Raw genomic sequence first — 20,123 nt, 5'->3', positions numbered from 1 at the left:
CGCGCCGTGTCTGTCTGACGCCGATCATCTCTGCCACGATCAGACACATGATGAATTTTGTAGTCAAGACGATCGCCAACGCGGTGGCGCTTTGGGTCGCCTACCTGCTGATCGACGACATCACACTCACCGGGACCAGCACCGGTGGCAAGGTCGGCACGCTTCTCGTCGTCGCGCTGCTCTTCGGCCTGGTGAACGTCCTGGTCAAGCCGGTGGTGAGGCTGCTGTCCTTCCCGCTGTTCGTGCTCACGCTCGGCCTGTTCACCCTGGTCGTCAACGCCCTGATGCTGCTGCTGACCTCCTGGCTGGCCGACAAGTTCGACCTGCCCTTCCACGTCGAGGGCCTCTGGACCGCCATCGTCGGCGCACTGATCATCAGCATCGTGTCCTGGGCGCTGAACGTGATCCTCCCCGACGGAAGGGACTGACCCCGATGCCGATATCCGACGAGGACGGCGACGGCACCCGGTCCGTGAGGGCCGGGCTTCCCGATCCGGTGGCGTACGAGCCCGCCCTCCCGGGGCCGGTGTTCGCCGCCCACTTCCACCTGCCGGGCGAGCCCAAGGGGCCGTACACCTACGGCCGCGACGAGAACCCCACCTGGACCCATCTGGAGCGGGCGATCGGCGAACTGGAGGCACCTCCCTCCGAGAACGGGGGCGCAGCCGCGCACACCGTGGTCTTCGCCTCCGGCATGGCCGCGGTCTCGGCGGTACTGCTCTCCCAGGCAAAGGCCGGCGACACCGTCGTCCTGCCCGACGACGGTTACCAGGCACTGCCCCTGGTGCGTGAACAGTTGGAGGCGTACGGCGTCCAGGTGCGCACCGCGCCCACCGCGGGCGAGGCACAGATCGCCGAGCTCACCGGGGCGCGGCTGCTGTGGATCGAGTCGCCCTCCAACCCCGGACTCGACGTCTGCGACATCCGGGTCCTGGTCGACGCCGCGCACGAGGCGGGCGCCTTGGTCGCCGTCGACAACACCCTCGCCACCCCGCTCGGGCAGCGCCCGCTCGACCTGGGCGCTGACTTCTCGGTGGCCAGCGGCACCAAGGGCCTCACCGGTCACGGCGATCTGCTGCTCGGATACGTGACCTGCCGGGATGCCGAACTGGCGGCGAAGGTACGCCGCTGGCGCAAGGTTGTCGGCGCCATTCCGGGACCGATGGAGGCCTGGCTCGCGCACCGCTCGCTGGCCACCCTCCAGCTGCGGGCCGACCGGCAGGGATCCAGTGCGCTGGCGGTGGCAACCGCGCTGCAGGGCCACCCGTACGTCGACGGTCTTCGCTATCCCGGCCTGCCGGACGACCCGGCACACTCCGTCGCGGTGCGGCAGATGCGGCGCTTCGGATGCGTCGTGTCGTTCACGCTGCCGGACAAGGAGTTCGCGGAACGGTTCCTGGGTGCGCTGCGGCTGGTCGACGACGCGACGAGCTTCGGCGGCGTACGGTCCACGGCCGAGCGGCGCGGGCGGTGGGGCGGGGATGCCGTACCCGAAGGGTTCATCCGTCTCTCGGTGGGCGCGGAGGACGTGGAGGACCTGATCGTCGACATCATCCGGGCGCTCGAAGAGGCGGGCGGACCGCTGGATGCTGCGGCCATGTAAGTAGCCTTGAGTAGCCGCGATACGCAGGACGGACGGTCCGAACCTCCCCCCTCATGGCTCGGACCGTCCCGGTTCTGCGCGCTAAGAACCGCCTGCACAAGGCTAGTTGACTCTGCGTCAGTGTCCAATCACAGTAGCGACAGCGGCCTATCGACATATTTATACTGCGTCTTCGGGCACACCGGCGGGGACCGGACCACGGTGCCTGGACGGCGGGACGAGACGGACGGCCATCCACCCTCGCCACCCGCCGGCCGAGCACCGCGCAACGCGGAAGGCAACACATGGACCTGGCCCTGCTGCGCACCTTCGTCACGGTCCACCGGGCCGGCTCCTTCACCCGGGCCGCCGCCCTCCTCGGGCTGTCCCAGCCCGCCGTCACCGGCCAGATACGCACCCTGGAGCGGCAGCTGGGCCGCCCCCTGTTCCTGCGCCGGGCCCGCGGCGTCACCCCCACCGCCATCGGCGACGAACTCGCCCACCGGGCAGCACCACATCTGGACGCCCTCGTGGAGATCACCGAGCGCGGCCTCGACGACAACTCCGGCGTCCGCACACTGCACCTGGCCGGGCCGCCGGAGTTCACCTCGCTGCGCGTCCTGCCCGCGCTGTCCCCGCTCACCGCACAGGGCCTGGCACTTCGGGTCTCCTTCGGCAGCTCCGAGGAAACCCTGGAAGGCCTGGCCGGCGGCCATCACGACCTCGCCCTCACCACCGACCGGCCGCGCGGCGGACTGCTGACGGCCACCGCCCTCTGCGACGAGGAGCACGTCCTGGTCGCCGCCCCTCGCTGGGCCAGACATCTCACCCCCGAACTCCTCGCCGACAAGGGGGCCGTGGTCCTCGAACAGCTCCCGGTGGTCGAGGTGCACGAGAGCCTGCCGCTGGTCACCCGCTACTGGGCCGCCGTCTTCGACACCCCGCCCGCCGCCGCCGGAACCGTCATCGCACCCGATCTGCGCGCCGTCCTGGAAGCCACCGTGGCGGGCGCGGGGCTGGCCGTACTGCCCCGCTATCTCTGCGAGGAAGAGCTCACCGCCGGGAGGGTGGTGGCGCTGTACGACCCGGCGGTGCCCCCGCTGCGCACCTACTTCCTCGCGGTGCGCACCGGCACGCTCTCCCATCCGCACATCGCGCGGGCGCACGAATGGCTGCTGCGCGCGGCGGGGGACTGGTGCTGAGCACCGGCGCGCCGGGGGACAACTGGGGCGCGGGAGTTTCGAAGGGGCCCCGGCGGGCCACGTTATTGCCATGACCGAACGTCCCGTGGTCAAGCGCACCGCACGCGCCGTCCTTCTCGACGGCGACCACCTCGTCCTCATCAAACGCACCAAGCCCGGCGTCGACCCGTACTGGGTGACCCCCGGCGGGGGAGTCGAGCCGGAGGACGCCACTGTCGTCGACGCCCTGCACCGCGAGGTCGACGAAGAACTCGGCGCGAAGGTCACCGATGTGGTGCCCTGCTTCGTCGACACCGTCGAACAGATCGCGGGCGACGCGGGAAGGGGGGCCGTCGCCGGCGTGAAGGTCCAGCACTTCTTCGTCTGTCGCCTGGAGTCCATGGACCCCTCCCTGCGGCACGGTCCGGAGGTGGACGACCCACTCGGTGACTACGAGATCGTCCGCGTCCCCTTCAGCCGGGTCGGCATCGCGGCCGTGCACCTGGTGCCGCTGTCGCTGCGCCACTACCTCGACGGGAACATCGAGGGCGTGCGGGCGCTGCTGGCACCGGACCTGGGATAGCCGCGGGGCACTTCTAGTCCCCCGCGGCGACCAGCTCCTCCACCGAGTCGTGCCGTATCCGGTTGCCCGGAACACCGGCCGTCCTGAGTGCGTCGAGTCCGCTGCGGATCATGCCGGGCGGGCCCGACAGATAGGCGTCGTACGCCGTCCAGGGCCCGAACTTCCTTACCGCATCCGGGAATTGCGCACGGTCGTCGACCACCGGGCGCACCGAGAGCCAGGAGTGCGACTTCGCCAGCCGCAGCATGGTGTCGATGTCGTACAGGTCGAAGTCCGTGCGAGCCCCGTAGAACACCTCGACCGGGCGCCGCGCCCCGTGCTCGGCCACGTCCTCCACCAGCGCCTTGATGGGCGCGATGCCGGTACCACCGCCGAGACACAGCAGCCCGCTGTCCGTGGTGTGGTCCACCGTCATCGAACCGGCCGGCGGCCCCAGCCGCAGCACGTCCCCGGGCCTGGCCCGGTGCACCAGTGCATTCGACACCCAGCCCGCCGGAACCGCCTTCACATGCAGGGTGAGCAGACCGTCCGCACGCGGAGCTGCGGCGAAGGAGTAGTGCCGCCATATTCGCGGCCACCACGGCGTCTCCAGGCTGGTGTACTGCCCGGCCAGGAAGGGGTACGGCTGATCCGGGCGCAGGGTCACCACGGCTATGTCGGGGGTACGCAGATCGTGCGCGACGACCTCCGCGTGCCACCAGGCCGGGGCACGCAGCTCGCTCTCCGCAGCCGCGTCGATCATGACCTGCGAGATCTTCCGGTACGTCCGCACCCAGGCGTCCTCGGCCCCCTGGTCCCAGGTGGCCGGCGCGTACTTGGCGAGCGCGCCGATCAGGGCCTCACCTACGGCCGGGTAGTGAGCGGGCTGGGTGCCGTACTTGCGGTGTCCGGAACCGAGGTGTCTGAGGTAGTCCGTCAGCACCTGGGGATTGTCCATGTGCTCGGCCGCGGTGAGCAACGCCCTGAACAGCCGGTCCCGCTGGGTGTCCATCGCGGGCGGGAACAGCTCCCGCAGCGCCGGGTAGCGGACGAACAGCAGCGCATAGAAGTAGGAGGTCGCCCGGTCCGCGACCGGCTCGATCTCGGCCAGTGTGCGGCGCACCTTCAGTGCGTCGGGGGAAGGTTCAGGGGCCAACGGGGGAAGAGGTGCGAACCAGCCCGTTCCCGTGGAGGCGCTGTCGTCGCTCCCGCCGCCCGGCTGTACCGCGTTGCCGGGGCGGATGCTCTCCGTCGTACCGCCACGGTCTCCGTGCGCCACCGTGCTGCCGTGGCCGGCCGGTGCGGTGGTGGTATTCGGAGCGTCCATTCTGTGCCTCGCCTCGAACGTCATGTGGTCGCGCTTCTCCCTCATTGAGAACAAGGCGGAAAGGCTGCGCGTCGACCCCGCGGACACTGCCTTGCCCTGGGACCGGCTGCCGGGGACGGACTGCCTGCCCTGACTGCTGACCCTTGGACACTGCCTTGCCTTGAACTGCTTGGTCGGCCGCAGTTCCCGTCGTCGCAGCGTGCCAGTCCGTGCCTCGAAATGGCCGAAGACCGGGAAGTCCGGGTTTCTGATCTCTCCTTCCCTCTAGGCTGCTTTCGCCCCATGCCTGTGTCCCGCCTTTGGCCCTTCGGCCCGGGGTCGCATTCCCAGGAACGCCGACACCATTCCTGCCACGCCCGTACACAGGCCGGGCTGCGATGTTTCACGTGAAACACCCCGCATGGACCGGTTGCACCGAAATACTGCGATGTCGGATGCCCCCCGTGGCTGCTCCCTCGGCGGCGCCCGGGCGCCTCCGCCGGCGGTGTTTCACGTGAAACACCGATCCCTGTTCCACGTGAAACATCAATCTCGTAAAGCGGTGGACGAATGATCGCCGGGTCCGACAGCCTGGCCCTCATGCCGACGCCGCTCACCGAACTTCCCGTCCGACGCCTCACCCTGCGGGATCTGCCCCTCTGCGGGGACCTCGGAGAGGATCGTGACTGGCCACGCAGCGACCACAAATGGGGCCTGCTGCTCACCGCCGGCACCGGCTACGGCATCGACGACCCCGACTCCCCCGACGGCAAGGGCCTGATCGCCGCCTGCACCCTCACCTCGTACGGCACCGGCGCTCCGCAGGACCCCTCGTACGCGGTGGTGGGCATGGTCCTGGTCGCAGCCCGCCACGAACGCAAGGGCCTCGGGCGCCGCCTCATCCGGCACGCCCTGGCCGAGGCGGGCAATGCCCAGGTCTCGCTGTACGCCACCGAGTCCGGCGAGGGCCTCTACAAGCAGCTCGGCTTCACGGTCACGGGCCGCGCCGAGATGCTCCGCGGGCACTTCCGCCCCACCGGCCCGCCGCCCCAGGTCGCCACCCGCCCGGCCACCCCCGAGGACCTCTCCGCGGTCATCCGCCTGGACAACGAGGTCTTCGGCCACGACCGCACCGCCATGATCGCCAGGCTGCCCGCCTTCTCCGACCAGCTCAGGGTGGCCGAGGACCGGGGCGGACTGCTGGGTTACGCGGCAGCCTGGCCCGACCGGGACACCCACACGGTCGGCCCGCTGATCGCCCGCGACACCGAGACCGCCAAGGCGCTGGTCGCCTCCCTCGCCGCCGGCACCGACCGCCCCCTGCGTATCGACGTCGACACCCGGCACTCGGAACTCTGCGACTGGCTGCGCACCCGGGGGCTGACCACCGTCACCTTCAACTCCTCCATGTCGTACGGCGCCCCCACCCTGCCCGGGGACTCCCGCCGCCACTTCGCCCCACTGGCGACGGCCTCGGGCTGAACATGCGGCGGTCACCGAACCCCGCCTGGGGGTTCGGCGACCGGAAAACCAGGACTCAGCGGCCTGCGGTGACCCGCACCGGCTCGGGCACCGAGCCCGCGACGACCCGTCCGCTCCTGGCCGTACGACGGTCCAGCGCACCCGAGACGAAGGCCAGCACCAGGGCCGACCCGGCGAGCGCGGCACCCACCCAGTTCGGGGCGGTGAGCCCGAACCCTGCGGCGATGACAAGCCCACCGAGCCAGGCAGCCAGCGAGTTGCCCAGATTGAAGGCGCCGATGTTCAGGGCGGAGGCGAGGGTGGGGGCAGCCGAGGCCTGGTCCAGGACCCTCTTCTGCAACGGCGGCACGGTCGCGAAGCCGAGCGCGCCGATCAGGACGAGGGTGACCGCGGCGGTGATCTTGTTGTGCGCGGTGACGGTGAACAGGGCGAGCACCAGGGAGAGCGACCCCAGGGACACGTACAGCAGTGGCATCAGGGCCCGGTCCGCGTAACGGCCGCCGATCAGGTTCCCGCCGACCATGCCCAGGCCGAAGAGGACCAGCAGCCAGGTGACCGAGCTCGCCGAGTAACCGGCCACCTCGGTGAGCATCGGCGTGATGTAGGTGATCGCGGCAAAGACACCGCCGAAGCCGAGCACCGTCATCGCCATGGCCAGCACCACCTGCACATTGCGGAAGGCGGCTACCTCGTCGCGCAGCCGTACCCCTGCGGGCTTCGGCATGTCCGGCACCAGCTTGGCAACGCCCACGAGGCCGATCACGCCGAGCGCGGCGACGACGAAGAAGGTGATCCGCCAGCCCGCGTTCTGCCCGATGTAGGTACCGAGCGGCACTCCGACGACATTGGCGAGGGTCAGCCCGGTGAACATCATCGCGATGGCCCCAGCCTTCTTCTCGGGGGCGACGAGGTTGGCCGCGACGATCGAGCCGATGCCGAAGAACGCACCGTGGGCGAAGGCGGCGACCACCCGGCCGGCCAGCATCACCTCGAAGGCGGGGGCGACGGCGGAGAGCACATTGCCCGCGATGAACAGGCCCATCAGCAGCATCAGCATCCGCTTGCGGGAAATGCGGGTGCCCAGCGCGGTCATCAGCGGGGCGCCCAGGACGACGCCGAGGCCGTACCCCGTGACGAGGTAACCGGCGGTGGGGATCGAGACCTGGTACTCGGCGGCGACCTCGGGGAGCAGCCCCATGATCACGAATTCGGTGGTGCCGATACCGAAGGCGCCGATGGCGAGCGCGAGGAGCGCGAGCGGCATGGGGTTTCCTTCCGGGAGAGGTGCGGACGCCTGCGGGATTGGTTGCAGGAGTGCCTTACGAGCGTCGACAATAATTGCAGACGCTGGCTAAATGCAAGCGCGGGCTATTGCGTACGTCGCCTATCCTGGAGACCGGCACAGGCACACTGGCCGCTCCGCACGCCGGAGAACCCGGACCGGAGAAGGGAAGAGGAGAGACCCGATGACCGCGACCGACCCCGCACTCACCGCCCTCGCACAGAGCTGGTGCGCCCTCTCCCTCCTGCACAGCCGCATAGAGACCCATATCGAGAAGGCCCTCCAGGCCCACCACGACCTCAGCGTCCGCGAGTACTCCCTCCTCGACGTCCTCAGCCGCCAGCACAGCGGGCCCGGTGGCCATCTCCAGATGCGCCAGGTCGCCGAAGCCGTACTCCTCAGCCAGAGCGCCACCACCCGCCTGGTCACCCGTCTCGAAGACCGCGGCCTGCTCACCCGCTACCTCTGCGACACCGACCGCCGCGGCATCTACACCGACGTCACCGGCGCGGGCCAGGCCCTCCTCGTCCAGGCCCGCCCCAGCCACGACACCGCCCTGCGCGAAGCGCTCGCGGCAGCTGCGGAAAACCCCGAACTCGCGCCCCTGGTACGCACCGTGGAAGAGCTGCGCACACCCGCCTGAACTGCGTAATCTTCGGGGATGACCACCACGGACACCTCGGACAGCACCCCCACGCACACCGCACCGACCGGGCCCACGACCGGCCCGGCGGGCGGCTCGGCACACACCCCGCAGGACAGCCTCGTCATACGCCCGACGACCGAGGCCGACCTGCCCGCAGTCGTCGCGATGCTCGCCGACGACTCACTCGGCGCCCAGCGCGAGTCCCCCGACGACCTCACCCCCTACCGCGAAGCCCTCAAGCGGCTCGACGCCGACCCCAACCAGCGCCTGGTCGTCGCCGAGCGTGCCGGCCGCGTCGTCGGCACCCTCCAGCTGACCTTCGTCCCCGGCCTCTCCCGCAAGGGCGCCACCCGCTCGATCATCGAAGCGGTACGGGTCCACGCCGACGAGCGCGGCAGTGGCCTCGGCACTCTGTTCATCCAGTGGGCCGTCGATGAATCACGCGCCGGGGGCTGCCAGTTGGTCCAGCTGACCTCCGACGCCACCCGCAAGGACGCCCACCGCTTCTACGAGCGCCTCGGGTTCACCCCCTCCCACGTGGGCTTCAAACTCCAGCTCTGACCAGCCGGAGCGGCGGGCGGGGAAGAGAGAGGGCGGTACTGCCGAGCGCACGTTGAGCCCGACGCCGCAAGAGAAAGTTGCGGCGTCGGGCGCTTCGCGTATTCACCCGATCCCCCGCCAGCCCTCGTCCACGCCTCCCGGAACCGGAGCCCCCGCCTCGTACACCTGTCGCGTGAAGACGAAGGAGCCCAGGTCCAGATGGCTCACCGCCCCGTCCTCGGGCCGACGCACCACCCGCAGCGTCTCCCCCGCGTAGTACCCGTCGAGCCCGACCCATGTCCCGTCCGGCTTCGCCCGGAAGCGTGAGGCCCGGCCCCCGCCGCCCAGCCGCTCCAGCGCCAGCCCACGTCCGGGCAGCAACCGCAGCACATGACCGGTCGTCCCCCAGTACCAGGCCCCGGTCAGCCCCAGCAGCTGCTGGTCCAACTCCCCCTCCGGCAGCGGACGCCACACCTCCGGAATGCGCGGTTCAGCCTCCGCGACGATTCCCACCAGTTCCGCGGCGAGCCCTCCCGCGAACACCCCGGACGTCGCATTGGCCAACGCGGCCCCCACCACCCCGCCCGCCACATCGACCCACAACCCGGCCACGAACCCGGGCAACGAGCCGCCATGACCGACCAGTTCACGGCCGCCCGCATGCACCACCTGCACACCGAGCCCGTACGTCCCACCCCAGTCGCCCACCCCCAGCGGCGCTGCCGGCGCCCTCATCTCCCGTACCGAATCCGCACCCAGCACCCGCTCGTCACCGTCCGCCAGGAAGGCCCCGAACCGGCACAGGTCACCGGCCGTCGACCACAGCTGTCCCGCAGGCGCCATCAGCCCCAGATCCACCACCGGTTCCGGAAGCAGCGCATCCGCCCACGGGTGCACCGCCCAGCCCTCCGCATACGGCGCCTCGGGCCGCGCACTCGTCCGCGTCATCCCCAGCGGCTCGGTGATCTCCCGCCGCACCGCCTCCGCCCACGGCACCCCACGCAGCGCCTCAACGAGCGAACCGAGCAGCGTGTAACCGGGGTTGGAGTAGTGATGCACCCGACCGGGCTCATGCGGACGAGAGGATTCCGTCTTTACGTCACCCAAGACGTCGGCCAGCTCGGGACGCAGGTCACCAGGGGTACGCTCCCACCACGGCCCGGGCGTCTCGGCCGCCAGACCAGCCGTATGCCCCAGCAGTTGGAAGATCGTCACCTCGCCCACACCCGTGCCCGGCACATGCTTCTCCAGCGGATCCGAGAGCTCCAGCAGGCCCTCGTCCCGCAGCCGCATCACCAGCACCGCGGTGAACGGCTTGGTGATCGACCCGATCCGGTACTGGGTCTCCGGGCCGGCCTCCTGCCCCTCGGCCGCCGCCCCACGTGCCCCGTTCCACACCACCTGACCCTCCCGTCGCACCGCCGCAGTGAGCGACGGGGCACGGCCCTCGGCCTGAGCCGTGGCCACCCGGTGCAGCAGCGCACGCCGGGTGGCGGGAAGGAGTTCGGGTACGTCGGGTCGGTCGGCGGAGGTATCCACAGAAATAGCCATCCGCCACAACTACCTCTTCGGACACACCTGGTCGAGCCGATTCGGAGCGCCCCACACGGGTTTCCGAGTCACCGCGCGCACATCAGCCCTCGTCGTACCAGCCCGCCCAAGCTGGTCGACAAGGTGATCACCCGGTTCGACAGCAAGGCGGGGAACGTCGAGCGGACGGTACTTCCCAACGCCGCCGACGCCCCCCTGACCTGAGGAATCAGGTCTGAGCCATGTCCACGAACCGCGAGTAGTGGCCCTGGAAAGCCACCGTGATCGTCGCCGTCGGACCATTACGGTGCTTGCCGACGATGATGTCCGCCTCGCCGGCGCGCGGCGACTCCTTCTCGTACGCATCCTCACGGTGCAACAGGATGACCATGTCCGCGTCCTGCTCGATCGAGCCGGATTCACGCAGGTCGGAGACCATCGGCTTTTTGTCGGTGCGCTGCTCGGGACCACGGTTCAGCTGGGACAGCGCGATCACCGGCACCTCCAGCTCCTTCGCCAGCAGCTTCAGGTTCCGCGACATGTCCGAAACCTCCTGCTGGCGGCTCTCGCTCCGCTTGGAGCCACCGGCCTGCATCAGCTGGAGGTAGTCGATGATCACCAGCTTGATGTCCTGCCGCTGCTTGAGCCGACGGCACTTGGCACGGATCTCCATCATCGACAGGTTCGGGGAGTCGTCGATGAACAGCGGAGCCGCGGACACATCGGGCATACGCCGGGCCAGCCGCGTCCAGTCGTCATCGGTCATCGAGCCGGAACGCATGTGGTGCAGCGCCACCCGCGCCTCCGCCGACAGCAGACGCATCGCGATCTCGTTGCGGCCCATTTCGAGCGAGAAGATCACGCTGGCCATGTTGTTCTGGATCGAACAGGCCCGCGCGAAGTCCAGCGCCAGCGTCGACTTACCCATGGCGGGACGGGCCGCGATGACGATCATCTGGCCCGGGTGCAGGCCGTTGGTCAGTGAATCCAGGTCGGTGAACCCGGTCGGCACACCGGACATCTGGCCGCTGCGCGAGCCGATCGCCTCGATCTCGTCGAGCGCGCCCTCCATGATGTCGCCGAGCGGGGCGTAGTCCTCGGAGGTGCGCTGCTCGGTGACGGCGTAGATCTCCGCCTGCGCGGAGTTGACGATCTCGTCGACGTCGCCGTCGCCCGCGTATCCCATCTGCGTGATCTTGGTACCGGCCTCGACCAGCCTGCGCAGCACCGCCCGCTCATGGACGATCTCCGCGTAGTACTCGGCGTTGGCCGCCGTGGGCACCGACTGCACCAGGGTGTGCAGATACGGGGCGCCACCGACCTTGGTGATCTCACCGCGCTTGGTCAGCTCGGCGCTGACGGTGATCGGGTCTGCGGGCTCGCCCTTGGCGTACAGGTCGAGGATCGCCTGGAAGACGGTCTCGTGCGCGGGCTTGTAGAAGTCGTGGCCCTTGAGGACCTCGACCACGTCCGCGATGGCGTCCTTGGAGAGCAGCATGCCGCCGAGCACCGACTGCTCCGCGTCCAGGTCCTGCGGAGGTACGCGCTCGAAACCGCTGCCGCCCCCGCCGTCCCAGCCACCGTCGGAGCCGCGATCGTGCCGGTCGTCACGGCTCCTGCCGCCGTCCGCCTTGCGATTGCGGGCGGGCAGACGGTCACCCGGACCGCTGTCGGCCCAGGGGTCGTCCAAGGGCTCGGAAATCGTCACCGGGCCCACCTCCTCCCGTCCGCTCCGCGGACCTCGCTGTGCCACTCTTTCTTACGGCACGGCACCGACAAATGAGACGCCCGACTTCCGCTTCCGGCACATCAAGTAGGACGGGAAGACAGGGCGGGCGCCGGTCCACGGTAGGCCCGTGGGCACCGTCAGCCAATCTGGTTATCCACAGGGCCTGTGAGCAACTCTGAACTTGCTGTGGGTAACTCACCAGAACCTGTGCACGGACCGGGGGACAGCGCTGTGGACAAGTTCACAGCACTCCCCCAACCAACCCCCTGACCTGGGAAAACCCCATCCACTGGCTGTGGGGGAGAAAAACTTTTCCCCCTTGGGCAAGATCACTTCAAACGGCGCAGGCCCTGACCTCGGCAGCAGCCAAAGGTAAGGGTCATAACACCATTGCATCTCTTACCTGTGGAAGATTAGATTGAGCTCATGACCAAGGCTCCCGCGGCAACGAGAACAGGCCGCCGACGGCACGACCGCGAGATCGTCGCCCTCGCCCTTCCCGCCTTCGGCGCACTCGTCGCCGAGCCCCTCTTCCTGATGGCCGACAGCGCGATCGTCGGCCACCTCGGCACACCACAGCTCGCCGGCCTCGGCATCGCCTCCGCGCTTCTCACCACCGCCGTCAGCGTCTTCGTCTTCCTCGCGTACGCCACCACCGCCGCCGTCTCCCGCCGCGTCGGCGCGGGGGACATGGCCGCCGCCATCCGCCAGGGCATGGACGGCATCTGGCTGGCCCTGCTGCTCGGCGCACTGGTCATCGCGGCGACCCTGCCCAGCGCCCCCGCGCTGATCGACCTCTTCGGCGCCTCGGACACGGCCGCCCCCTTCGCCATCACGTATCTGCGTATCTCCAGCCTCGGCATCCCCGCCATGCTCGTCGTACTGGCCGCCACCGGTGTACTGCGCGGCCTCCAGGACACGAAGACTCCGCTGTACGTCGCCATCGGCGGCTTCGTCGCCAACGGAATCCTCAATGTCCTCCTGGTGTACGGCTTCGGCCTCGGCATCGCGGGTTCCGCCTGGGGCACCGTGGCAGCCCAGTGGGCCATGGCCGCCGTGTACCTCGTGGTGGTCGTACGGGGAGCCCGCCGCCACGGCGCGTCGCTGCGCCCGGACGCTGCCGGGATACGGGCCTCGGCCCGGGCCGGCGCACCACTTCTCGTCCGTACGCTGTCGCTGCGCGCGGTACTGATGATCGCCACCGCGGTCGCCGCCCGCCTCGGGGACGCGGACGTTGCCGCCCACCAGATCATTCTGACGATGTGGAGCCTGCTGGCGTTCGCCCTGGATGCCATCGCGATCGCCGGGCAATCGATCATCGGCCGCTATCTGGGCGCCGGGGACAAGGAGGGCGCCAGGGCCGCCTGCCGTCGCATGGTCGAGTGGGGGGTCGCCGCCGGAGTGGTGCTGGGCATCCTGGTCGCCCTGTCCCGCCCCCTCTTCGCGCAGCTCTTCACCAACGATCAAGCGGTACTGGACGCTCTGCAGCCCGCGCTCCTGGTGGTGGCCGTCAGCCAGCCGATCTCCGGGGTCGTCTTCGTGCTCGACGGGGTACTCATGGGCGCGGGCGACGGCCCATACCTGGCGTGGGCCATGCTCGCGACGCTCGCGGTCTTCGCCCCGGTGGCCCTGCTGTTGCCACAGCTGGGCGGCGGACTGACCGCGCTGTGGTGGGCGATGGTGCTGATGATGGCGGTGCGGATGGCCACCCTGTGGTGGAGAACCCGGTCAGGCCGTTGGATCGTGACGGGCGCGACCCGCTGACGCACTGGTGGTGTTTCACGTGAAACATGCCGTTTCACGTGAAACATCGCCGGCCCACGGCGCCCGGCAACGCCGCTCACGCAAGAAGGGCCGCACCCCGAGGGGTGCGGCCCTTCTTTCTGCTCAGACCTGCTCAAGCAGAGGTGGTGTGCTGCACTCAGGCAGCGACGACCTCGACGCCGAGCTTCGCGGCCACGTCGGCGTGCAGACGCACGGAGACCTGGTGCGAACCGAGGGTCTTGATCGGGGAGCCCAGCTCAACGCTGCGCTTGTCGACCTTGGGACCACCGGCGGCGACGATCGCGGAAGCGACGTCGGCCGGGGTCACAGAGCCGAAGAGACGGCCGGCGTCGCCGGAGCGAACAGCCAGAACGACCTTCGTGCCCTCAAGCTTGGCCTTGACCTCACTGGCCTGCTCGATGGTCGCGATCTCGTGGATCTTGCGGGCGCGGCGGATCTGCGCCACGTCCTTCTCGCCGCCCTTGGTCCAACGCAGCGCGAAGCCGCGGGGAACCAGGTAGTTGCGGGCGTAGCCGTCCTTGACGTCGACGACGTCGCCGGCGGTGCCGAGGCCAGAGACCTCGTGGGTCAGGATGATCTTCATTTTTCGGTCACCCTTTCCTTATCGCGCGGTGGACGTGTAGGGCAGCAGCGCCATCTCACGGCTGTTCTTGACGGCCGTGGCGACGTCACGCTGGTGCTGCGTGCAGTTGCCGGTAACGCGGCGGGCACGGATCTTGCCGCGGTCGGAAATGAACTTCCGCAGCATGTTCGTGTCCTTGTAGTCCACGTACTGGGTCTTGTCCTTGCAGAAAGCGCAGACCTTCTTCTTAGGCTTGCGCACAGGCGGCTTCGCCATGGTGTTTCTCCTGTGTGATCAAGAAGTGGGGGATCGAACTTCCCTAGAAGGGAGGCTCGTCCGAGTAGCCACCGCCGCCGCCGGAGCCGGAGTTGCCGGAGTTTCCGCCCCAGCCACCCCCGCCCTGCTGCGGCTGCTGTCCACCGGCCGGCGCGTTGGAGGCCCAGGGATCGTCGGAGGGTGCTCCGCCGCCCTGCTGGCCGCCACCGGAGCCGCCGCCCCAGTTGCCGCCGCCACCCTGCTGCTGACCGCCACCGCCGCCGAACCCGCCACCCTGGCCACCGCGACCGGAGGTCTTGGTGACCTTGGCCGTGGCGGTCTTGAGGCTGGGGCCGACTTCCTCGACGTCCAATTCGTAGACCGTGCGCTTGATGCCCTCACGGTCTTCGTAGGACCGCTGCTTCAGCCGGCCCTGCACGATGACGCGCATGCCTCGCTGAAGCGACTCCGCGACGTTCTCCGCCGCCTGACGCCAGACCGAGCAGGTGAGGAACAGGCCTTCGCCGTCCTTCCACTCATTGGTCTGCTTGTCAAAGATGCGGGGAGTGGACGCGACACGGAACTTCGCGACCGCCGCACCGGACGGGGTGAAGCGCAGCTCGGGGTCGTCGACGAGATTGCCGACGACCGTGATGACGGTCTCGCCTGCCATGGGTGAACCTCTCGGCGGGGATTGCTGGCTGCTGTGGTGCTACTCGGACCCGATTAACGCTGAACCGAGGTTCAGTGCATTTCGGGGCGGAGGACCTTGGTCCGGAGGATCGACTCGTTCAGGTTCATCTGTCGGTCGAGCTCCTTGACGACTGCGGGCTCGGCCTGCAGGTCGATGACCGAGTAGATGCCCTCGGGCTTCTTCTTGATCTCGTAGGACAGACGACGACGGCCCCAGGTGTCGACCTTCTCGACCTTTCCATTGCCCTCACGGACGACGGAAAGGAAGTTCTCGATCAGGGGGGCGACTGCGCGCTCCTCAAGATCGGGGTCGAGGATGACCATCACTTCGTAGTGACGCATGTGGAACCCACCTCCTTTGGACTCAGCGGCCACGGTCGTTCCGTGGCAGGAGGGTCGTGATGCGTACGCAACGGTATCGACTGCCACTGACAATCCCGCGAGAAAAGACCCACGGAGACGTTTAGGGCAGGGGTGACACCGGTGCAGACCGTCCAGAGTACCCGTAGAGAGGCTTCCGGTTGAAATCGGGCCCCGGAAGGCCGCAATCTGTACACATCGGGTGTGAGCGGCGCTACAGTGCGCCGCCTTCTGCCAGGAGGTGCCCCGTGGCACAGGCAATGCGACACGACACGTCCATCTCGCTCTTCGCGACCGACGGGAAGTCCCATCCGCTCCAGGACACGCTGATGGCGGTGACGCTGGTACTGGGTGTGCTGGCGCTGGTGACGGCGATGTTCCACAACCTCCACCTGCTGAGTTCCTGGGCGGGTCTGGTCGGAATCATCACCGGCGGCTACTCGATGTTCGTCTCCGCGACGACCCGCGAGAGGTTTGTGACCATCCTCGGTCTGGGTGCCTCGGCGCTCGGCTTCTTCCTGGGGATGGCGCACGGCGGACTGTTCGGTGGCCTCCTGGGCTGACTGCGGCGCAGGCCCGGCCGCACAGGGCCAGACGGGGCGCTCCTTTGGCGCAGTAGGCTTCGGCGCGAGAGCCGGAGCCCCTGACCCCATGGGGACACAGCTGCCGAGGAGTGCCCCGCATGACGAGCCTGACCCTGAGGACCATCAGCCGAGAGCAGCATCTGGCTTATATCCAGAGCCTGCCCGCGGCGAGCCACATGCAGGTCCCGGCATGGGCCGACGTGAAGGCGGAGTGGCGCTCGGAGAGCCTGGGCTGGTTCGACAGGACCGGTGAACTGGTCGGCGCCGGCCTGGTGCTGTACCGCCAACTCCCGAAGATCAAGCGTTACTTGGCATATCTGCCCGAGGGCCCGGTGATCAACTGGTACGCGCCCAATCTGGACGACTGGCTGCAGCCGATGCTGGCGCACCTGAAGCAGCAGGGTGCGTTCTCGGTGAAGATGGGCCCGCCCGTGGTGATCCGTCGTTGGAACGCGGCGGCCATCAAGTCCGGTATCCAGGACCCGGATGTGAAGCGTCTGCGTGATGTGGAGGCGTCGCACATCGAGCCGCGTGCCTTCGAGGTGGCGGACCGGCTGCGGAAGATGGGCTGGCAGCAGGGCGAGGACGGTGGCGCCGGTTTCGGCGACGTACAGCCGCGTTATGTCTTCCAGGTGCCGCTGGCCAACCGTTCGCTGGAGGAAGTCCACAAGGGCTTCAACCAGCTGTGGCGGCGCAACATCAAGAAGGCCGAGAAGGCCGGTGTCGAGGTCGTCCAGGGCGGTTACGGCGATCTGGCGGAGTGGCAGCGGCTGTACGAGATCACTGCGACGCGCGACCACTTCCGTCCGCGCCCGCTGGCTTACTTCGAGCGCATGTGGTCAGCGCTCAACTCCGAGGACCCCAACCGGATGCGGCTGTACTTCGCCCGGCACAACGGGGTGAACCTGTCCGCCGCGACGATGCTCGTGGTCGGTGGCCATGTCTGGTACTCCTACGGCGCCTCGGACAACATCGGTCGTGAGGTCCGTCCGTCGAACGCGATGCAGTGGCGGATGCTCCGCGACTCGTACGCGATGGGCGCTTCGGTCTACGACCTGCGTGGCATTTCCGACTCGCTGGACGAGACGGACCACCTCTTCGGTCTGATCCAGTTCAAGGTGGGTACGGGTGGCGAGGCCGCCGAGTACCTGGGCGAGTGGGACTTCCCCCTCAACAAGCTGCTCCACAAGGCGCTCGACATCTATATGTCGCGTCGCTGACCTCGGCGTACCGCTGAGCTCTCGTATCTCCACGCATATTCGCAGCAGCAAGTCGCATCACTCACGGCAGCAACGGGAAAGGTTCCGGACCGGCTCATGGCGCTCACTCTCTACGTCGACACCGCGCGCTGGCGGGCGCACCAGAAGTCCGTGATCGAGCAGTTCCCGGGCCTGGTTCCGGTCTGCAAGGGCAATGGTTACGGCTTCGGCCACGAGCGCCTGGCCGAGGAGGTCACCCGCTTCGGCTCGGACATCCTCGCGGTGGGGACCACCTACGAGGCGGCTCGCATCAAGGACTGGTTCAGCGGGGATCTGCTGGTGCTGACCCCGTTCCGGCGGGGCGAGGAGCCGGTGCCGCTGCCGGACCGGGTGATCCGCTCGGTGTCGTCCGTGGACGGGGTGCATGCCCTGGTGGGTGCCCGTGTGGTCATCGAGTGCATGAGCTCGATGAAGCGCCACGGGGTGAAGGAGTCGGAGCTCGCGCAGTTGCATGCGGCGATCGAGGACGTACGTCTGGAGGGGTTCGCGCTGCATCTGCCGCTGGACCGCACCGACGGTTCGGACGCGGTCGAGGAGGTCATCGCGTGGATGGACCGGCTGCGGTCGGCCCGTCTGCCGTTGCACACCATGTTCGTCAGTCACCTCAAGTCCGAGGAACTGGCGCGACTGCAGCAGCAGTTCCCGCAGACCCGGTTCCGGGCACGGATCGGTACCCGGCTGTGGCTGGGAGACCATGACGCGACGGAGTACCGCGGTGCGGTGCTCGACGTGACGCCGGTGTCCAAGGGCGACCGGTTCGGTTACCGGCAGCAGAAAGCGGCTTCGGACGGCTGGTTGGTCGTCGTGGCGGGCGGTACGTCGCACGGGGTGGGCCTGGAGGCGCCGAAGGCGTTGCACGGGATGATGCCGCGGGCGAAGGGTGTGGCGCGGGCGGGTCTGGCGACGGTGAACCGGAACCTGGCGCCGTTCGTGTGGTCGGGCAAGCAGCGGTGGTTCGCGGAGCCGCCGCACATGCAGGTGTCGATTCTTTTCGTTCCGTCGGATGCGCAGGAGCCGAAGGTGGGCGAGGAGCTGGTGGCCCATCTGCGGCATACGACCACGCAGTTCGATCGGCTGGTGGACCGCTAGGGCGTCATGTTTCACGTGAAACGTCGTCGCTGCATTGCGCGAAGGGCCGCCCGCACGGGGAGTGCGGGCGGCCCTTCGCGCGTTCCGGACGGTCAGTCGAGTGCGGCGCTGCCACGCTGCTGGTGGGTGCCCCATTGCACTCGTGGCCCTTGGACCTGCTGTGCGGCATGTCGTGGTGGCCTGGCTGCGGCTCCCAGCGCGAAGACGTCGCGGGTCCTGTCGAGTACGCCGCCGGAGGGGTCGTCGGAGCCGTCGCGTCGTACGACGTCGCGTTCCGGCATGAGGATGTCGCGGACGATGACGGCACAGAGGTAGAGGGTGCCCAGCAGGTGCAGGGCGATGGCCAGGTGGTAACCGTCGGTGGGCAGGCCCTGGCGCTTGTCCCCGCTGGTGGTGAAGGCGAGGTACTGCCAGATCCCGAGGTAGTACATGACCTCGCAGGCCTGCCAGACCAGCAGGTGGCGCCAGCGCGGCAGGGCGAGGGCGGCGAGCGGGACGAGCCACAGGACGTACTGCGGCGAGTAGACCTTGTTGGTCAGGATGAACGCGGCGACGACCAGGAAGGCGAGCTGCGCGAAGCGCGGCCTGCGCGGGGCGGCGAGGGTGAGCCAGCCGATACCGGCGCACAGCAGGAGCATCAACAGGGTGGCGTAGGTGTTGACGTTCTCGACCTGGAAGGAGTGGCCGGTGCGCTGGGTGATGATCAGCCAGAAGGAGCCGAAGTCGACCTGCCGCTCCTGGCTGAAGGTGTAGAACTTCTTCCAGCCTTCGGGTGCGAGCAGCATGACGGGCAGGTTCACCAAGAGCCACGCACCTGCGGTGCCCAGTGCGGCGGCGCCGAACTCCCGCCATTTCCCGGCCCGCCAGCAGAGCAGGAACAGCGGCCCGAGGAGCAGTACCGGGTACAGCTTGGCGGCGGTGGCGAGCCCGATGAGGATGCCGAAGGCGAGAGCCCGGCCGCGTGACCACATCAGCATGCCGGCGGCGGCCAGGGCGATGGCGAGCAGGTCCCAGTTGATGGTGGCGGTGAGCACGAAGGCCGGCGCGAGGGCGACGAGCAGCCCGTCCCAGGGTCGGCGGCGGTGGGTGCGGGCGACGGAGACGGCCATGACGACGGCGCAGATCATCAGCATGCCGCAGTTGACGAGCCAGTAGATCTGTTCGCGGTACTGGATGGTGCCGCCGGTGGGGGTCAGCCAGGAGGCGACTTCCATGAACAGGCCGGTCAGGACCGGGTATTCGAGGAAGTTCATGTCACCGGTGAGCCGGTCGAAGTAGGGCAGCAGATTCTCGGCGAAGCCTCGTCCGACGAACAGGTGCGGGATGTCGGAGTAGCAGGCGTGGGTGTACTGGGAGCTGGCGCCCTGGAACCAGGCCCAGTTGTAGCAGGGCAGCTTCTGCACCATGCCGAGGGCGAACATGCCGATCGTCACGAGCGCGACGACACGGACAGGGGTCAGTCGGCTGCCGCCGAGCCGGGCCCACCGGCCGATGGGCCCGCCGATCAACTCACTGCCGGCGGCGGCCACCTCGTCCTGCCGCGTGGGGGGTACGGGCCGGTCCTCGTGCACGCTCGTCATGCGGGACATCCTGCCGTACCGGCCTGTGCGCGGTGGGGCTGCCGCTGCCATCGGGCACGGGTGGGTGCATGGTGCGGGCATACGGGGAGGGCCGCCGCACCGATATCGGTGCGGCG

20 protein-coding genes are annotated in these 20,123 nt (G+C 68.8%); 11 read left to right on the top strand and 9 right to left on the bottom strand.

Features of this window, described 5'->3' with window-relative positions; all coding sequences use genetic code 11:
- The first annotated feature begins 47 nt into the window (after positions 1 to 47).
- The 4 genes from ACIA73_RS22450 (at position 48) to ACIA73_RS22435 (ending at position 3,346) form a co-directional block, all read left to right on the top strand.
- A complete protein-coding gene (locus ACIA73_RS22450) occupies positions 48 to 428 on the top strand; it encodes a phage holin family protein (RefSeq protein WP_399440419.1) in 381 nt (126 codons plus the stop codon).
- Between the two features lie 5 nt (positions 429 to 433).
- Positions 434 to 1,603 carry a cystathionine gamma-lyase gene (locus ACIA73_RS22445; protein WP_399440418.1) on the top strand — a complete coding sequence of 390 codons (1,170 nt, stop codon included), beginning with the start codon at positions 434 to 436 and terminating at the stop codon, positions 1,601 to 1,603.
- 284 nt (positions 1,604 to 1,887) lie between these two features.
- A complete protein-coding gene (locus ACIA73_RS22440; protein WP_399440417.1) occupies positions 1,888 to 2,784 on the top strand; it encodes a LysR family transcriptional regulator in 897 nt (298 codons plus the stop codon).
- Positions 2,785 to 2,854: 70 nt separating this feature from the next.
- Entirely contained in the window at positions 2,855 to 3,346 is a 492-nt protein-coding gene (locus ACIA73_RS22435; RefSeq protein WP_399440415.1) for an NUDIX domain-containing protein, read from the top strand.
- Between the two features lie 13 nt (positions 3,347 to 3,359).
- On the opposite strand, the gene ACIA73_RS22430 is transcribed toward ACIA73_RS22435, so the two are convergent.
- Complete coding sequence (locus ACIA73_RS22430; protein ID WP_399440414.1) at positions 3,360 to 4,652, bottom strand: globin domain-containing protein; 1,293 nt, start codon at positions 4,650 to 4,652, stop codon at positions 3,360 to 3,362.
- A gap of 579 nt (positions 4,653 to 5,231) precedes the next feature.
- Here ACIA73_RS22430 and ACIA73_RS22425 point away from each other — a divergent pair.
- Positions 5,232 to 6,113: a GNAT family N-acetyltransferase gene (locus tag ACIA73_RS22425; protein ID WP_399440413.1), complete on the top strand. Its 882-nt coding sequence runs from the start codon at positions 5,232 to 5,234 to the stop codon at positions 6,111 to 6,113.
- A 55-nt stretch (positions 6,114 to 6,168) separates the two neighbouring features.
- Here ACIA73_RS22425 and ACIA73_RS22420 read toward each other — a convergent pair whose 3' ends face one another.
- Positions 6,169 to 7,377 carry an MFS transporter gene (locus ACIA73_RS22420; protein ID WP_399440412.1) on the bottom strand — a complete coding sequence of 403 codons (1,209 nt, stop codon included), beginning with the start codon at positions 7,375 to 7,377 and terminating at the stop codon, positions 6,169 to 6,171.
- A 202-nt stretch (positions 7,378 to 7,579) separates the two neighbouring features.
- Between ACIA73_RS22420 and ACIA73_RS22415 the strand changes: the two genes are divergently transcribed.
- Positions 7,580 to 8,038: a MarR family winged helix-turn-helix transcriptional regulator gene (locus tag ACIA73_RS22415; RefSeq protein WP_399440411.1), complete on the top strand. Its 459-nt coding sequence runs from the start codon at positions 7,580 to 7,582 to the stop codon at positions 8,036 to 8,038.
- A gap of 18 nt (positions 8,039 to 8,056) precedes the next feature.
- Positions 8,057 to 8,602: a GNAT family N-acetyltransferase gene (locus ACIA73_RS22410; protein WP_399440410.1), complete on the top strand. Its 546-nt coding sequence runs from the start codon at positions 8,057 to 8,059 to the stop codon at positions 8,600 to 8,602.
- A 102-nt stretch (positions 8,603 to 8,704) separates the two neighbouring features.
- Here the strand turns inward: ACIA73_RS22410 and ACIA73_RS22405 are convergent, their stop codons facing one another.
- Both ACIA73_RS22405 and dnaB read right to left on the bottom strand, forming a co-directional pair.
- Positions 8,705 to 10,132, bottom strand: a complete 1,428-nt coding sequence (locus ACIA73_RS22405) for a serine hydrolase domain-containing protein (RefSeq protein ID WP_399440409.1) — start codon at positions 10,130 to 10,132, stop codon at positions 8,705 to 8,707.
- A 208-nt stretch (positions 10,133 to 10,340) separates the two neighbouring features.
- Positions 10,341 to 11,819 carry a replicative DNA helicase gene (gene dnaB, locus ACIA73_RS22400; protein ID WP_399440408.1) on the bottom strand — a complete coding sequence of 493 codons (1,479 nt, stop codon included), beginning with the start codon at positions 11,817 to 11,819 and terminating at the stop codon, positions 10,341 to 10,343.
- A 447-nt stretch (positions 11,820 to 12,266) separates the two neighbouring features.
- Between dnaB and ACIA73_RS22395 the strand changes: the two genes are divergently transcribed.
- A complete protein-coding gene (locus tag ACIA73_RS22395) occupies positions 12,267 to 13,604 on the top strand; it encodes an MATE family efflux transporter (RefSeq protein ID WP_399440407.1) in 1,338 nt (445 codons plus the stop codon).
- Positions 13,605 to 13,761: 157 nt separating this feature from the next.
- Here the strand turns inward: ACIA73_RS22395 and rplI are convergent, their stop codons facing one another.
- The 4 genes from rplI to rpsF form a co-directional block, all read right to left on the bottom strand.
- Entirely contained in the window at positions 13,762 to 14,208 is a 447-nt protein-coding gene (gene rplI / locus ACIA73_RS22390) for a 50S ribosomal protein L9 (RefSeq protein WP_399440406.1), read from the bottom strand.
- An 18-nt stretch (positions 14,209 to 14,226) separates the two neighbouring features.
- Entirely contained in the window at positions 14,227 to 14,463 is a 237-nt protein-coding gene (gene rpsR, locus ACIA73_RS22385) for a 30S ribosomal protein S18 (RefSeq protein WP_003967857.1), read from the bottom strand.
- A gap of 43 nt (positions 14,464 to 14,506) precedes the next feature.
- Entirely contained in the window at positions 14,507 to 15,115 is a 609-nt protein-coding gene (locus ACIA73_RS22380) for a single-stranded DNA-binding protein (RefSeq protein ID WP_399440405.1), read from the bottom strand.
- A 71-nt stretch (positions 15,116 to 15,186) separates the two neighbouring features.
- Positions 15,187 to 15,477, bottom strand: coding sequence for a 30S ribosomal protein S6 (gene rpsF / locus ACIA73_RS22375; RefSeq protein WP_399440404.1), 291 nt, complete (start codon positions 15,475 to 15,477; stop codon positions 15,187 to 15,189).
- Between the two features lie 266 nt (positions 15,478 to 15,743).
- On the opposite strand from rpsF, the gene ACIA73_RS22370 reads away from it, so the two are divergent.
- The 3 genes from ACIA73_RS22370 (at position 15,744) to ACIA73_RS22360 (ending at position 18,427) form a co-directional block, all read left to right on the top strand.
- Positions 15,744 to 16,058 carry a hypothetical protein gene (locus ACIA73_RS22370; RefSeq protein ID WP_399440403.1) on the top strand — a complete coding sequence of 105 codons (315 nt, stop codon included), beginning with the start codon at positions 15,744 to 15,746 and terminating at the stop codon, positions 16,056 to 16,058.
- A gap of 119 nt (positions 16,059 to 16,177) precedes the next feature.
- Positions 16,178 to 17,299: a lipid II:glycine glycyltransferase FemX gene (locus ACIA73_RS22365; protein WP_399440402.1), complete on the top strand. Its 1,122-nt coding sequence runs from the start codon at positions 16,178 to 16,180 to the stop codon at positions 17,297 to 17,299.
- 96 nt (positions 17,300 to 17,395) lie between these two features.
- Positions 17,396 to 18,427 carry an alanine racemase gene (locus ACIA73_RS22360; protein ID WP_399440401.1) on the top strand — a complete coding sequence of 344 codons (1,032 nt, stop codon included), beginning with the start codon at positions 17,396 to 17,398 and terminating at the stop codon, positions 18,425 to 18,427.
- A gap of 92 nt (positions 18,428 to 18,519) precedes the next feature.
- Here ACIA73_RS22360 and ACIA73_RS22355 read toward each other — a convergent pair whose 3' ends face one another.
- Complete coding sequence (locus ACIA73_RS22355; RefSeq protein ID WP_399440400.1) at positions 18,520 to 20,007, bottom strand: glycosyltransferase family 87 protein; 1,488 nt, start codon at positions 20,005 to 20,007, stop codon at positions 18,520 to 18,522.
- Positions 20,008 to 20,123: the final 116 nt, after the last annotated feature.

It is taken from the genome of Streptomyces sp. NPDC051561 (genome assembly GCF_044454195.1).
Taxonomy (GTDB): Bacteria; Actinomycetota; Actinomycetes; order Streptomycetales; family Streptomycetaceae; genus Streptomyces.
This window is presented reverse-complemented; position numbering and strand designations above follow the sequence as displayed.

Bases quoted from the DNA above. Each gene is read 5' to 3' on its own strand.
- ACIA73_RS22450 (WP_399440419.1), top strand. From the start codon at position 48: ATGATGAATTTTGTAGTCAAGACGATCGCCAACGCGGTGGCGCTTTGG.
- ACIA73_RS22445 (WP_399440418.1), top strand. From the start codon at position 434: ATGCCGATATCCGACGAGGACGGCGACGGCACCCGGTCCGTGAGGGCC.
- ACIA73_RS22440 (WP_399440417.1), top strand. From the start codon at position 1,888: ATGGACCTGGCCCTGCTGCGCACCTTCGTCACGGTCCACCGGGCCGGC.
- ACIA73_RS22435 (WP_399440415.1), top strand. From the start codon at position 2,855: ATGACCGAACGTCCCGTGGTCAAGCGCACCGCACGCGCCGTCCTTCTC.
- ACIA73_RS22430 (WP_399440414.1), bottom strand. From the start codon at position 4,652: ATGGACGCTCCGAATACCACCACCGCACCGGCCGGCCACGGCAGCACG.
- ACIA73_RS22425 (WP_399440413.1), top strand. From the start codon at position 5,232: ATGCCGACGCCGCTCACCGAACTTCCCGTCCGACGCCTCACCCTGCGG.
- ACIA73_RS22420 (WP_399440412.1), bottom strand. From the start codon at position 7,377: ATGCCGCTCGCGCTCCTCGCGCTCGCCATCGGCGCCTTCGGTATCGGC.
- ACIA73_RS22415 (WP_399440411.1), top strand. From the start codon at position 7,580: ATGACCGCGACCGACCCCGCACTCACCGCCCTCGCACAGAGCTGGTGC.
- ACIA73_RS22410 (WP_399440410.1), top strand. From the start codon at position 8,057: ATGACCACCACGGACACCTCGGACAGCACCCCCACGCACACCGCACCG.
- ACIA73_RS22405 (WP_399440409.1), bottom strand. From the start codon at position 10,132: ATGGCTATTTCTGTGGATACCTCCGCCGACCGACCCGACGTACCCGAA.
- ACIA73_RS22395 (WP_399440407.1), top strand. From the start codon at position 12,267: ATGACCAAGGCTCCCGCGGCAACGAGAACAGGCCGCCGACGGCACGAC.
- rplI (WP_399440406.1), bottom strand. From the start codon at position 14,208: ATGAAGATCATCCTGACCCACGAGGTCTCTGGCCTCGGCACCGCCGGC.
- rpsR (WP_003967857.1), bottom strand. From the start codon at position 14,463: ATGGCGAAGCCGCCTGTGCGCAAGCCTAAGAAGAAGGTCTGCGCTTTC.
- ACIA73_RS22380 (WP_399440405.1), bottom strand. From the start codon at position 15,115: ATGGCAGGCGAGACCGTCATCACGGTCGTCGGCAATCTCGTCGACGAC.
- rpsF (WP_399440404.1), bottom strand. From the start codon at position 15,477: ATGCGTCACTACGAAGTGATGGTCATCCTCGACCCCGATCTTGAGGAG.
- ACIA73_RS22365 (WP_399440402.1), top strand. From the start codon at position 16,178: ATGACGAGCCTGACCCTGAGGACCATCAGCCGAGAGCAGCATCTGGCT.
- ACIA73_RS22360 (WP_399440401.1), top strand. From the start codon at position 17,396: ATGGCGCTCACTCTCTACGTCGACACCGCGCGCTGGCGGGCGCACCAG.
- ACIA73_RS22355 (WP_399440400.1), bottom strand. From the start codon at position 20,007: ATGACGAGCGTGCACGAGGACCGGCCCGTACCCCCCACGCGGCAGGAC.